Below are 12,952 nucleotides of genomic sequence, written 5' to 3'. Positions count from 1 at the left end.
GGCAGTCGTCATGGGTAGTGTGGTTGCACTACTGCCTGCCATAGGTGTGATAGTCATGGTGGTGCGTCATCGGCGCCAGCGTGTCTCGCAGAGCACGTTCGAAACATAGCGCCTTCACAGTCGCTCTGCTGGGGGTGAGCACCGGCGTTGCAGGCTGCTTTATGTGTACCTGGACCACAGAAAAAATGCCCCCTGTCAAAAGGCCGAGGCGTTTTTGTCTGAGGATTTTGGGGTCGCGCAGCGGCCCCAGATTTCAGTTTGGCGCTGCTGGCTTTCCGACCGCTCCAGCGCCGCAGCGAGCCGCTCAGGAGGGCGGCTTAGGTGGGAGAGACCGCGACGCAGCCCCGACCATCAGCGCCCGACCACCTTCGGTTTGTACGCGCAGAAGCCCGGCCGTGGGCCGACCTTGGGGTGGTTGCGGCAGGTATCGGGGCGCTTGTCATAAATGGTGCACAGGCGGCTCTTACGATCCAGATAGAGACAATCATCGTTGCTCATTCGGGTCAAGGTGAAGATCCCCGACTTCTGGTTGAACCGCTCGATGATGCCGTCCTTCTGCAGGCGCTTGGCAACGTTCTTGGCCGGCTCGTCCTTGTCGAAGTCATCGACCACGCCGATACGGATCAGGTCTTTGATCTTCACTTCCACCGGCAGCGTGCAGCAGGTCGAATGGCAGCCCCCGCACATATGGCTGGAGTAGCGCTGCCAGGTATCGAGGCGGTCGACTTCAGCCGCGGCAATCAAGGTCGGTTTCATAGTTATAAGGAGCGAATCACGGTGGAGGGGCGCGCGATGATACCGGAGTTGTTCAAATTGTGAACAACCTTTCGCCCGATTATGCTTGTCGGCATGAAAACTGCGAACAACAACTGCCAGCCCCTGTCGAAGGGTCTAGTCTGAACACTCTCCTGCCTTCGCCCACTTGCCCGAGGATGTCACATGTCTCAGCAACCCAAAGCACGTGACGTCGAGGTCACCGAGTTCCGTGCCGCTGTATTGGCCAAGCTGACCTACGCGGTCGGCAAGGACCCGGAGCACGCCTTTGATCACGACTGGTTCGAAGCCATTGCCCTGGCTGCGCGCGACCATATGGTCGATCACTGGATGGACCACACCCGGCAGGCCTACCGACGTAGCCAGAAACGCGTCTACTACCTTTCCCTCGAGTTTTTGATCGGCCGGCTGCTGTACGACAGCCTGAGCAACCTCGGCTACCTGGAAATCGCCCGCGAGGCGCTGGATGGCCTCGGTGTCGACCTTGATCGCATTCGTCTGCTGGAGCCGGACGCCGCGCTCGGCAATGGTGGCCTTGGCCGGCTGGCGGCGTGCTTCATGGAAAGCATGTCGACCCTGGGCATTGCCGCCCATGGCTACGGTATCCGCTACGAGCACGGCTTGTTCCGCCAGGCCGTGGTCGATGGCTGGCAGCAGGAGCAAACCGAGAACTGGCTGGATTTCGGCAACCCGTGGGAGTTCGAGCGGGCCGAGGTGATCTATCCGATCAGCTTTGGTGGTGGCGTCGAAACCGTTACGGCTGCCGACGGCCAGCAGCGGCAGATCTGGACCCCTGGCGAAACCGTGCGGGCGGTTGCCTACGATACGCCGGTAGTCGGCTGGCGCGGGTCCAGCGTCAACACCCTGCGCCTGTGGCGTGCACGCGCGCTGGAAGAGCTGCACCTGGAGCGCTTCAACGCCGGTGACCACCTGGGTGCAGTCGCCGAGGTGGCCCGCGCCGAGAGCATCTCGCGCGTGCTCTACCCAGCCGACAGCACCGAGGCGGGCCAGGAACTGCGCCTGCGCCAGGAGTACTTCTTTGTTTCCGCCTCGCTGCAAGACCTGCTGCGCCGGCACCTGAACATGCACAAGAGCTTGCTCAACCTGCCTGATGCGGCGGCGATCCAGCTCAACGACACCCACCCCTCGATTGCGGTGGCGGAGCTGATGCGCTTGCTGGTCGACCAGCATGAAATCCCATGGGACAAAGCCTGGGAAGTAACCGTCGGCACCCTGGCCTACACCAACCACACACTGTTGCCCGAAGCGCTGGAAACCTGGCCGGTGGCGCTGATGGAGCGCATGCTGCCGCGGCACATGCAGATCATCTATCTGATCAACGCCTATCATATCGATGCACTGCGGGCCAAAGGCCAACACGATTTCGACGTGTTGCGCGCGGTGTCGTTGATCGAAGAAGACAACGGCCGCCGCGTGCGCATGGGCAACCTGGCGTTTCTCGGTTCGCATAGTGTCAACGGCGTGTCCGCGCTGCACAGCAAGCTGATGAAGAGCACGGTGTTCGCCGAGCTGCACAAGCTCTACCCGGATCGGATCAACAACAAGACCAACGGCGTCACCTTCCGCCGCTGGCTGCACCAGGCTAACCCGCAGCTGACTGCGATGCTGATCGAGGCCCTCGGGCGCGAGGTGCTGGATGACGCCGAGGTGCGCCTCAAGGACCTTGAACCGTTCGCCGAGCAACCGGCGTTTCGCAAGCAGTTCGCTGCGCAGCGGCTGCACAGCAAGCGTGCCTTGGCGAGTATCATCCAGGACCGCGTCGGCGTGACGGTCAACCCCGAAGCGATGTTCGACGTACAGGTCAAGCGCATCCACGAGTACAAGCGCCAGCTGCTCAACCTGCTGCACACGGTGGCGCTGTATCAGGCAATTCGCGCCGAACCGAGCACCGACTGGGTGCCGCGGGTGAAGATCTTCGCCGGCAAGGCGGCCGCCAGCTATCACCAGGCCAAGCTGATCATCAAGCTGTCCAACGACATCGCCCGGGTGGTCAACAACGATCCGACCGTGCGCGGTCTGCTCAAGGTGGTATTCCTGCCCAACTACAACGTCAGCCTGGCCGAGAGCATCATCCCGGCGGCGGACTTGTCCGAGCAGATTTCCACCGCCGGCTATGAAGCGTCCGGCACCAGCAACATGAAGTTCGGCCTCAACGGCGCGCTGACCATCGGCACCCTGGACGGCGCCAACGTCGAGATGTGCGAGCAGGTCGGTGCAGAGAACATGTTCATCTTTGGGCTGACGGCGCAGCAGGTCGAGGCGCGCAAACGCGCGGGTGACTTTGGTGCCAGTGCAGCGGTGGCCGAGTCGCACCGCCTCAGCGATGTGCTGCACGCCATTCGCAGCGGGGTGTTCTCGCCGGATGACCCGTCGCGCTATACCCAGTTGATCGACTCGCTGATCGACCATGACCGCTTTCTGGTCTGCGCCGATTTCGACGCCTATTGGGACGCCCAGCGCAAGGTCGACGAGCTGTGGCATCAGCCGGAACAATGGTGGCGGATGGCGGTGCTCAATACCTCGCGGATGGGCTGGTTCTCGTCGGATCGGACCATCCGCGAGTACGCCACCGAGATCTGGAAAGCGTTGGATTGAGCTGACCATGGCAGGGCACCTGGCCGACCGCCGGCCGGTGCCGTGCTGAACTAGACTCCGGTTCGACCGTCTGATCGGCCAGGCGAGTGTGTTTGCTAGCTAGCCTTTACGCCAAACCATCGGCATTACTGTAAACTGCGAGGGTTTTTCACCCTCTTTCCCTTTCGGAGCCATACATGTCCCGCGTTACCCTGAGTCGCTATCTGATTGAGCAGACCCGCAGCAACAATACTCCTGCCGATCTGCGCTTCCTGATCGAGGTGGTGGCGCGCGCGTGCAAGGAAATCAGCCACCACGTGTCCAAAGGCGCCCTCGGCGGCGTGCTGGGCAGCATGGGCACCGAAAACGTACAGGGCGAAGTGCAGAAAAAGCTCGACGTGATTTCCAACGACATTCTGCTCGAAGCCAACGAGTGGGGTGGTCACCTGGCCGGCATGGCGTCCGAAGAAATGGACAACGCCTACCAGATCCCGGGTAAATACCCGAAGGGTGCCTACCTGCTGGTGTTCGACCCACTGGACGGCTCGTCGAACATCGATGTCAACGTTTCGGTCGGCACCATCTTCTCGGTTCTGCGCTGCCCGCAGGAATACCTGAGCCAGAACGAAACCCTCAACGAAAACGCCTTCCTCCAGCCTGGCACCGAGCAGGTCGCCGCCGGTTACGCGATCTATGGCCCGCAGACCATGCTGATCCTGACCCTGGGCAACGGCGTCAAAGGCTTCACCCTGGACCGCGAGCTGGGCAGCTTTGTCCTCACTCACGAGAACATCCAGGTGCCGGAGACCACTGCCGAGTTCGCTATCAACATGTCCAACCAGCGTCACTGGGAAGCGCCGATCCAGCGCTACGTCGGCGAGCTGCTGGCCGGTGAGACCGGGCCGTTGAAAAAGAACTACAACATGCGCTGGATCGCCTCGATGGTGGCTGATGTGCACCGCATCCTCACCCGTGGCGGTCTGTTCATGTACCCACGCGATTCGCGTGAGCCGAGCAAGCCAGGCAAGCTGCGCCTGATGTACGAGGCCAACCCGATGTCGTTCATCATCGAACAGGCCGGCGGCGCGGCCACCAACGGTGAGCAACGCATCCTCGACATCCAGCCGGACAGCCTGCACCAGCGCGTTTCGGTAATCCTCGGCTCGAAGCAAGAGGTCGAGCGCGTTACGGCCTACCACAAGGAATAAATCATGCTCGCACCTTGGCAGCCGTTGCTGGAGTGGTGGTTCGGTCCGGGCAAGAGCCCGCAGGCCGTGGCTGACGAGAAGAGCACGCTGTGGTTCGGCAAGCACCATGATGACGAGGCGCGCGAGCGTTTCGGCGCGCTGTGCGAGCAGGCCCTGGCGGGTGGTCTCGAAGACTGGCAGCAAAGCCCGCAGGGCTGGCTTGGCCTGATCCTGCTGCTCGATCAACTGCCGCGCATGATCTACCGCGACACGCCGCGCGCCTTTGAAGGTGACCGGCGCGCGCAGGTAGTGGCCATGCAGGGTTTGCAGCATGACTGGGATTACCAGTTGCTGCCGATCCAGCGGGTGTTCGTGCTGTTGGTGCTGGAACACGCCGAGGTGCTCGACTGGCAGCACCTTAGTGTCGAGCGCTATCGGCAGTTGCTGGACGAGCAACCGGAGGCCAACCGCCGCCTGTTCGAAGGCTTCCTTGACTACGCCGAGCAGCATCAGCGCGTGATCGAGCGCTTTGGCCGGTTCCCGCAGCGCAATCTGCTGCTGGACCGTCCGAGCACCGATGAAGAGATGGATTTCCTGCTCGAGCCGGGTTCACGGTTCTGATGCAGCGCTGAGCGGCTGCCCCATCTGCGTAGGCGAATGGGGCAGCACCCGGCTCAGATTCTGAAACTGCCAACCAACTGTTGCAACCGTTCGACCTGGTGTTCCAGGTCGTTGCAGGCACGCAAGGTGCTCTGCAGGTTGTGCACGCCTTCCTGATTCAGCGTATTGATCTCGCTGATGTCGAGATTGATCGACTCGACCACCGCCGTCTGCTCTTCGGTGGCGGTGGCAACCGACTGGTTCATGCCGTCGATCTCGCCGATGCGCTGGGTCACGCTGCCCAGGCGTTCACCGGCCTGGTTGGCAATCCCCACGCTGTGCTCGCTCTGCTGCTGGCTCTGGTTCATGGTGCTGACCGCCATCTGCGCGCCGGCCTGCAGCTCTTCGATCAAACGCTGTACCTGCTGCGCTGATTCCTGAGTGCGGTGGGCCAGACTGCGCACCTCATCGGCAACCACGGCAAAACCACGCCCGGCCTCGCCCGCGCGGGCGGCTTCGATGGCAGCGTTCAGCGCGAGCAGGTTGGTTTGCTGCGAAATGCCGGTGATCACATCGAGGATCTGGCCGATGTTGCTGGTGTGCGAATTGAGTGTCTGGATGTTCTCGCACGAGTCACTGATGCGCGCCGACAGCTGATGCATGGTGCTGATGGTTTGCCCGACCACCTGCTGGCCTTCTTCGGCCAGACCGCGCGCGGCGGTCGAATGCTGCGAGGCGAGCGCGGCGTTCTGGGCGATTTCATGGGCGGCGGCACCGAGCTGATTGATTGCAGCGGCAACGCTGCTGGTGCGGCTCGACTGCTGATCGGCGTTGTTGATCGAGGCGTTGGAGGCAGTCACCACCTGGCCGGCCACGGCATTCACCTGGCCGGTCGCCGAGGCCACTTCGCGGATCGACTCGTGGATACGCTCGACAAAGCGGTTGAACGACTGGGCAAGGCTGCCGAATTCGTCGTGAGCATGGATGGTCAGGCGCCGGGTCAGGTCGCCTTCGCCCTCGGCAATGTCACGCATGGCGCGGCCCATGGCATGCAGCGGCTGCATCAGCACGCGAATCAACAGGCCGAGCAAGGCAATGATGGCGATGATCGCGATCAGCGTCGCCACGGCTGCCGACGTGCGCAGCTCGCCGAGCATGGCGAAGGCGGCATCCTGGTCGAGCACCAGCGCGACATACCAGTCGACCGACGAGATGCCGTCGACGTGGGTGAAGTTGATGAACTGCTTGCGCCCGTCGAACTCGACTTCCTTCAGCCCGCTGCTGATCTGCGGCGTGTCGCCAGGGAACAGATCGGCGAGGGTTTTCAGGGCCAGCTCAGGCTTGGGGTGGATCATGATCTTGCCTTCGCCGTTGACGATGAAGGCATGGCCATTGCCATCGAAGTCCAGCGCGTTGATCAGCTTGCTGATGGTCTGCAGGTCGGTGTCGACGCCACTCACGCCGAGCAGGCGACCGCCCTGTTGCACCGGCGTGGCCAGGGTGATCACCAGCTTGCCAGCCGAGGCGGAAATGTACGGCTCGGTGACGATAGTCTGGTTGGCAGCAGTTGCCGCCTTGTACCAGCCACGCTGGCGCGGGTCGTAGTCGGCGGCGCGGTTGCCGGCGGGTACCGATTGCATGCTGCCGTCCTGGCCGCCGAAGTAGCTCAGCTGGAAGTTGTTGGCATACACCGGCAGTGCCAGGGCACGGTCCAGGCTCGGCTTGCCGGGGCCATCGACGGCCACTTGCTGGGCCAGGCTGTCGAGCACCTGCACGCGGCTGTCGAGCCAGTTGCGGATGTTGCCTGCAGTCAGGCTGCCCAGGTCCTGCAGCGACGTCTGCGTGTCGCTGCGCAGCGACTGGCGTTGCCGGTAGTCGTTGAACAGTACGAAGCAGGTGAAGGCGACCGCGACTACGAGGGCTGCGGCCAGCAGGATCTTGTGGCTGAACTTGAGATTTTTGGTCATGGCTGAGTCTGCGCGAATGCACGTCGAAGGGCAGGGGGTAGGGCAAGCTGCTGCTCCACTGCTCGTTGTGTCGACTTGTGCGGGTAAAACATGAGTCGTTGGCCGGTCAGACGACCAACGGCCGGCATTTAAGCGCTGCGGTCAGGGAACCACGGAGGCTTTTTGCTCTCCAAGGTCTCCACAGGCGCCTCGCCTGATGTCCGTGTCCAGGAGTGTCCCTTCATGTCGTTGCGTTCCCTCGCCCTGTTGTCGTTGTGCGTCGTGCTGACTGCGTGCAGCAAGATCAACCAGGAAAATTACTCCAAACTCAGCGCCGGCATGAACCGCGCGGCGGTCGAACAACTGCTGGGTACACCTACCGAGTGCTCGGGCGCGCTGGGCATGAGCAGTTGCACCTGGGGTGACCAGAACAGCTTTATCAGTGTGCAGTATGCAGCGGACAAAGTATTGATGTACTCCGGGCAGGGCCTTAAATGAGGCACGTGAGTCTGCTGCTTGGGCTGTGCCTGAGCCTGTTGCTGGGCGGCTGCGCCACGGGTAGCCATGACCCGTTGGCGCCGAAGACGGCAGGCGCCGTCGACCTCAAGCGCTATCAGGGCAAATGGTTCGAGCTGGCCCGCCTGCCGATGTACTTCCAGCGCGACTGCGCGCAGTCCGAGGCGCATTACAACGCCCGGCCTGATGGCAGCATCGGCGTGCTCAACCGTTGCCGCATGCTCGACGGCCAGTGGATCCGCGCCGAAGGCAGCGCCACGCCGCAGGAGGCCGGGCATACCGACAAGCTCTGGGTCGAGTTCGACAATTGGTTCACCCGCCTGGCGCCTGGTGTGGCCAAGGGCGAGTACTGGGTGTTGTATGTCGACTCGCGTTATCAGACCGCATTGGTCGGCAGCCCGGACCGCAAGTACCTGTGGGTCCTGTCGCGTACGCCGAGCCTGCCGGCCTGGGAGCGCGAGAGCCTGCTGGCCAAGGCGCGTCAGCAAGGCTACGACACCAATCGCCTGATCTGGCGCGTAGCCGACCGCGACATCGCCGCCGCACACTGAGCCCTCAGCCAAGCAACTGGCCGAGCACCTCGGCAAACGCTCGGTTGCTCTCGGCTTCCTGAGCATGGCGGCCCTGGCGCACCACCCACGCGCCGTTGACCATCACGTCGCGGATCTGGCGGTCGCCGCCGGCAAACAGCCAGCGGTTGAGAATGGCGTCGCCTTCGGCAGTAGCGATGTACGGGTCCTCACCGTCGAGCACCAGCCAGTCCGCGCGCTTGCCCACCGTCAACTCGCCGATCGGCTGCCCCAGGGCTTGCGCGCCACCGCTGAGCGCTGCGTCATAAAGGGTGCGGCCAACCATTGGCTGGTCGCTGCGATAGAGCCGATTGCGGCGCTGATCACGCAGTCGCTGGCCGTATTCGAGCCAGCGCAGTTCCTCGACCACGCTGAGTGACACGTGGCTGTCCGATCCAATCCCCATGCGCCCGCCCCGAGCCAGGTAGTCGACCGCGGGGAAGATGCCGTCGCCTAGGTTGGCCTCGGTGGTCAGGCACAAACCAGCTACCGCGCCGCTTTCGGCCATCGCTGCGACCTCGTCCGGCGCCGCGTGGGTGGCATGTACCAGACACCAGCGGCGGTCGACCTCGACGTTTTCATATAGCCATTGCAGCGGACGACGCCCGCTCCAGGCCAGGCAGTCGTCGACTTCCTTTTGCTGCTCAGCGATGTGAATGTGTACCGGGCAGTCCTGCTCGCCGCTGGCCAGCACCGTGGCAATCTGCTCGGGAGTGACCGCGCGCAGCGAGTGGAAGCACAAGCCCAGGCGCTGCGCCGGTTGTGCCGCTAGCACTGGCTTGAGCTGTTCGTGCAGGCGCAGGTATTGCTCGCTGCTATTGATAAAGCGGCGTTGGCTCTCGCTGGCGGGCTGGCCGCCGAATCCTGCGTGGCTGTACAGCACCGGCAACAACGTCAGGCCAATCCCGGCGGCGCTGGCGGCGGCACTGATGCACCGTGACAGCTCGGCGGGATCGGCATAGCGCTGGCCATCGCGATCGTGGTGCACGTAATGGAACTCGGCGACCGAGGTATAGCCGGCCTTGAGCATCTCGATGTAAAGCTGGCGGGCGATGACCTGCAGTTGTTCCGGGCTGATCTGGCCAACCATGCGGTACATCAGCTCGCGCCAGGTCCAGAAACTGTCGTTGGGGTTGCCTGCCACTTCTGCCAGGCCCGCCATGGCGCGCTGGAAGGCGTGCGAATGAAGGTTGGGCATGCCCGGCAGCAGCGGCCCGGCCAGGCGCTCGGCGCCGTCTGCCGAGGCATCGACCTGCAGGCTGGCAAGCTGGCCTTGGGCGTCGACCTCTAGACGGACGTTGCGCGCCCAACCGCTGGGGAGCAGGGCGCGCTCGGCAAAGTACACGGACATGTAAGCATCTTCCTGTTCTTGTTAGCTTGTATATACATATACAGGCGTTTGCCTGCCCGGTAAACTGCGGCAAGCTACTGCTCACTCAAACCGCACAAGGATCAAAGCCGTGCCGACACCTCCTGTCTCCGCGCTGGTTGCCCAGATGGGCGAAGGGCCGGCGCCGCTGTATGCCCGGGTCAAACAGATGATCGTCCAGCAGATCGAAAACGGCAGCTGGCCGCCGCATCACCGGGTGCCGTCCGAGAGCGAGCTGGTCAACCAGCTGGGTTTCAGCCGCATGACCATCAACCGCGCCCTGCGCGAGCTGACTGCTGACGGGTTGCTGGTGCGCATGCAGGGGGTCGGCACGTTCGTCGCCGAGCCCAAGAGCCGTTCCGCGCTGTTCGAGGTCAACAACATTGCCGACGAGATCGCCGGCCGTGGCCATCAGCATAGTTGCCAGGTGATCGTGCTGGGCGAAGAGGCCGCAGGTTCCGAGCGCGCCCTGGCGCTGGATATGCGCGAAGGCCAGCGAGTATTCCACTCGTTGATCGTGCATTACGAAAACGGCGTGCCGGTGCAGATCGAGGATCGCTACGTCAACGCCGCGATTGCCCCGGACTACCTCAAGCAGGACTTTACCCGGCAGACACCCTATGCCTACCTGTCGCAGGTGGCGCCACTGACTGAAGGCGAGCACGTGGTCGAGGCGATTCTGGCCGAGCCGGACGAGTGTCGCCTGCTGCAGATCGATGCCGGCGAGCCATGCCTGCTGATCCGCCGCCGCACCTGGTCGGGTCGCCAGCCGGTCACCGCCGCACGCCTGATTCACCCCGGTTCCCGCCATCGCCTGGAAGGACGCTTCAGCAAATGAGCCAGATGCAGTTGCTACACGCGGCGGATTACCCGCGCATGCCATGGAAGAACGGCGGCGGGTTTACCGAAGAGATCGCCCGCGATGCTGGCGATGGCCTGGATGGATTTGGCTGGCGCCTGTCGATTGCCGATATCGAAGAGTCGGGCGGCTTTTCCAGCTTTGCCGGGTACCAGCGGATCATCAGTGTGCTGCAGGGGGATGGCATGCGTCTGGTGGTCGACGGCCAGCTCAGCCGGCCGTTGCTGGCGTTCGATGCGTTTGCCTTCGGCGGCGAGAGCCAGGTTCAGTGCAAGCTGCTGGGCGGGATGATCCGCGACTTCAACCTGATCTACGCGCCGCAGCGCTATCGGGCGCGGTTGCAGTGGTTCGATGGCACCAGCCGCCTGTATAGCTCGTCGTCGACGCTGTTGCTGTTTGCCGCTGGTAGCCAGGTTGAAGTGCAGATGGCCGGGCGCGAGCTGCAGCGGCTTGGGTTGTATGACTGTTTGCGCCTGGAAGGCAACGACGGGTTGCTGGAGTTGGACGTGCAGGGGCGGTTTTGCCTGATTGAATTGATCACGGTTTGAGATTGCCGGGGCCGCTGCGCGACCCTTTCCGACCGGTCCGGCGCCCCGGCAAGGCCGCTCCTGCACAGACCGCGCACTAAGCTAATGCGCGGTTCCTGTAGGAGCGGCCTTGTGTCGCGAAAGGGGTGCGTAGCGCCCCCGGCTATCTAACGGCGAGCTCCGAATAATTTGGTTGTCCATGCTTGTACATACAAGTAAAGGTGTGTTTGTATATTACTCATCGACACCCCGCCGTCGGATGACCGCAAAGGACCTCTCCCGTGACTGACAACAACAAATACCGTGACGTAGAAATCCGTGCCCCACGTGGCAACAAGCTGACCGCCAAAAGCTGGCTGACCGAAGCGCCGCTGCGCATGCTGATGAACAACCTCGACCCACAAGTGGCCGAGAACCCCAAGGAGCTGGTGGTGTACGGCGGCATCGGCCGTGCTGCGCGCAACTGGGAGAGCTACGACAAGATCGTCGAGACCCTGACCCGCCTGGAAGACGACGAGACCCTGCTGGTCCAGTCGGGCAAGCCGGTGGGCGTGTTCAAGACCCACAGCAACGCCCCGCGCGTGCTGATCGCCAACTCCAACCTGGTGCCGCACTGGGCCAACTGGGAACACTTCAACGAACTGGATGCCAAGGGCCTGGCCATGTACGGCCAGATGACCGCAGGCAGCTGGATCTACATCGGCAGCCAGGGCATTGTCCAGGGCACCTATGAAACCTTCGTCGAGGCCGGCCGCCAGCATTACAACGGCAGCCTCAAAGGCAAGTGGGTGCTCACTGCAGGCCTTGGCGGCATGGGTGGCGCACAGCCGCTGGCCGCAACCCTGGCCGGTGCCTGCTCGCTGAACATCGAGTGCCAGCAGAGCCGCATCGACTTCCGCCTGAGCAGCCGTTATGTCGACGAACAGGCCAGCGACCTCGATGACGCCCTGGCGCGTATCGCCAAATACACCCAGGAGGGCAAGGCGATCTCGATTGCCCTGCTCGGCAACGCTGCCGAAATCCTGCCTGAGCTGGTCAAGCGTGGCGTGCGCCCGGACATGGTTACCGACCAGACCAGCGCCCACGACCCGCTCAACGGCTACCTGCCTGCTGGCTGGAGCTGGGAGCAGTACCGCGACCGTGCGCAGACCGACCCGGCGGCAGTGGTCAAGGCCGCCAAGCAGTCGATGGCGGTGCACGTCAAAGCCATGCTCGACTTCCAACAGCAAGGCGTGCCGACCTTCGACTACGGCAACAATATTCGCCAGATGGCCATGGAGGAGGGCGTCAGCAATGCCTTCGACTTCCCAGGCTTCGTCCCGGCCTATATCCGCCCGCTGTTCTGCCGCGGGGTCGGCCCGTTCCGCTGGGTGGCGCTGTCGGGTGACGCCGAGGACATCTACAAGACCGATGCCAAGGTCAAAGAGCTGATCGCCGACGATGCCCATCTGCACCGTTGGCTGGACATGGCCCGTGAGCGCATCAGCTTCCAGGGTCTGCCGGCGCGGATCTGCTGGGTTGGCCTGGGCCAGCGTGCCAAGCTCGGCCTGGCCTTCAACGAGATGGTCCGCAGCGGTGAGTTGTCGGCACCGATCGTGATTGGCCGCGACCACCTCGACTCTGGTTCGGTGTCCAGCCCCAACCGCGAAACCGAATCGATGCAGGATGGCTCCGACGCCGTGTCCGACTGGCCGCTGCTCAACGCCTTGCTCAACACCGCGAGCGGCGCGACCTGGGTGTCGCTGCACCACGGCGGCGGCGTTGGCATGGGCTTCTCGCAGCACTCGGGTATGGTCATCGTCTGTGATGGCAGCGATGAAGCTGCCGAGCGTATTGCTCGCGTCTTGACCAACGACCCGGGCACCGGCGTCATGCGCCACGCCGATGCGGGCTACCAGATCGCCGTTGACTGCGCCAACCAGCAGGGCCTCGATCTGCCGATGATCAACGGCTGATCAGCCGCCGCCGACAACGCCGATACTGAATAACAAGAAGGGGCCTGCGGGCCCC

At 63.2% G+C, this 12,952-nt stretch carries 11 protein-coding genes and 1 pseudogene; 8 read left to right on the top strand and 4 right to left on the bottom strand.

What is annotated here, in order from left to right:
• Positions 1 to 351: 351 nt before the first annotated feature.
• Positions 352 to 756 carry a YkgJ family cysteine cluster protein gene (locus tag M2396_RS10170; RefSeq protein ID WP_101315626.1) on the bottom strand — a complete coding sequence of 135 codons (405 nt, stop codon included), beginning with the start codon at positions 754 to 756 and terminating at the stop codon, positions 352 to 354.
• A gap of 183 nt (positions 757 to 939) precedes the next feature.
• On the opposite strand from M2396_RS10170, the gene M2396_RS10165 reads away from it, so the two are divergent.
• The 3 genes from M2396_RS10165 (at position 940) to M2396_RS10155 (ending at position 5,177) form a co-directional block, all read left to right on the top strand.
• Positions 940 to 3,390 (top strand): glycogen/starch/alpha-glucan phosphorylase, encoded by a 2,451-nt coding sequence (locus M2396_RS10165; protein WP_259074558.1) that lies wholly within the window; start codon positions 940 to 942, stop codon positions 3,388 to 3,390.
• A 176-nt stretch (positions 3,391 to 3,566) separates the two neighbouring features.
• Positions 3,567 to 4,577 (top strand): class 1 fructose-bisphosphatase, encoded by a 1,011-nt coding sequence (locus M2396_RS10160; RefSeq protein ID WP_101315630.1) that lies wholly within the window; start codon positions 3,567 to 3,569, stop codon positions 4,575 to 4,577.
• A gap of 3 nt (positions 4,578 to 4,580) precedes the next feature.
• The gene (locus tag M2396_RS10155) at positions 4,581 to 5,177 is read left to right on the top strand and encodes a DUF924 family protein (RefSeq protein WP_101315633.1); all 597 of its coding nucleotides are present in this window, start codon (positions 4,581 to 4,583) and stop codon (positions 5,175 to 5,177) included.
• 53 nt (positions 5,178 to 5,230) lie between these two features.
• Here M2396_RS10155 and M2396_RS24345 read toward each other — a convergent pair whose 3' ends face one another.
• The gene (locus tag M2396_RS24345; RefSeq protein WP_375140264.1) at positions 5,231 to 6,016 is read right to left on the bottom strand and encodes a methyl-accepting chemotaxis protein; all 786 of its coding nucleotides are present in this window, start codon (positions 6,014 to 6,016) and stop codon (positions 5,231 to 5,233) included.
• A 69-nt stretch (positions 6,017 to 6,085) separates the two neighbouring features.
• Positions 6,086 to 7,123 (bottom strand): annotated as a pseudogene (locus M2396_RS24340) (cache domain-containing protein); the annotation flags it as partial.
• Positions 7,124 to 7,345: 222 nt separating this feature from the next.
• On the opposite strand from M2396_RS24340, the gene bamE reads away from it, so the two are divergent.
• Together bamE and M2396_RS10140 are read left to right on the top strand one after the other, a co-directional pair.
• Entirely contained in the window at positions 7,346 to 7,600 is a 255-nt protein-coding gene (gene bamE / locus M2396_RS10145) for an outer membrane protein assembly factor BamE (RefSeq protein WP_101315637.1), read from the top strand.
• The gene (locus M2396_RS10140; protein WP_150571212.1) at positions 7,597 to 8,169 is read left to right on the top strand and encodes a lipocalin family protein; all 573 of its coding nucleotides are present in this window, start codon (positions 7,597 to 7,599) and stop codon (positions 8,167 to 8,169) included. The genes bamE and M2396_RS10140 overlap by 4 nt, the downstream gene beginning before the upstream one ends.
• Before the next feature lie 4 nt (positions 8,170 to 8,173).
• Here M2396_RS10140 and M2396_RS10135 read toward each other — a convergent pair whose 3' ends face one another.
• Positions 8,174 to 9,538: a formimidoylglutamate deiminase gene (locus M2396_RS10135; RefSeq protein ID WP_259074551.1), complete on the bottom strand. Its 1,365-nt coding sequence runs from the start codon at positions 9,536 to 9,538 to the stop codon at positions 8,174 to 8,176.
• Between the two features lie 145 nt (positions 9,539 to 9,683).
• On the opposite strand from M2396_RS10135, the gene hutC reads away from it, so the two are divergent.
• The 3 genes from hutC to hutU all read left to right on the top strand — a co-directional run bounded on the left by hutC (position 9,684) and on the right by hutU (position 12,897).
• Positions 9,684 to 10,394 (top strand): histidine utilization repressor, encoded by a 711-nt coding sequence (hutC, locus tag M2396_RS10130; protein ID WP_178080811.1) that lies wholly within the window; start codon positions 9,684 to 9,686, stop codon positions 10,392 to 10,394.
• Positions 10,391 to 10,963: a HutD family protein gene (locus M2396_RS10125; protein WP_259074549.1), complete on the top strand. Its 573-nt coding sequence runs from the start codon at positions 10,391 to 10,393 to the stop codon at positions 10,961 to 10,963. The genes hutC and M2396_RS10125 overlap by 4 nt, the downstream gene beginning before the upstream one ends.
• A 260-nt stretch (positions 10,964 to 11,223) precedes the next feature.
• Positions 11,224 to 12,897 carry a urocanate hydratase gene (gene hutU, locus M2396_RS10120; RefSeq protein ID WP_101315648.1) on the top strand — a complete coding sequence of 558 codons (1,674 nt, stop codon included), beginning with the start codon at positions 11,224 to 11,226 and terminating at the stop codon, positions 12,895 to 12,897.
• Positions 12,898 to 12,952: the final 55 nt, after the last annotated feature.

Origin of the sequence: Pseudomonas sp. BIGb0278, assembly GCF_024809895.1 — a bacterium.
Taxonomy (GTDB): domain Bacteria; phylum Pseudomonadota; class Gammaproteobacteria; order Pseudomonadales; family Pseudomonadaceae; genus Aquipseudomonas; species Aquipseudomonas shirazensis.
Note: the sequence above shows the minus strand (reverse complement) of the source record. Positions and strands in the feature narration are given on the sequence as shown.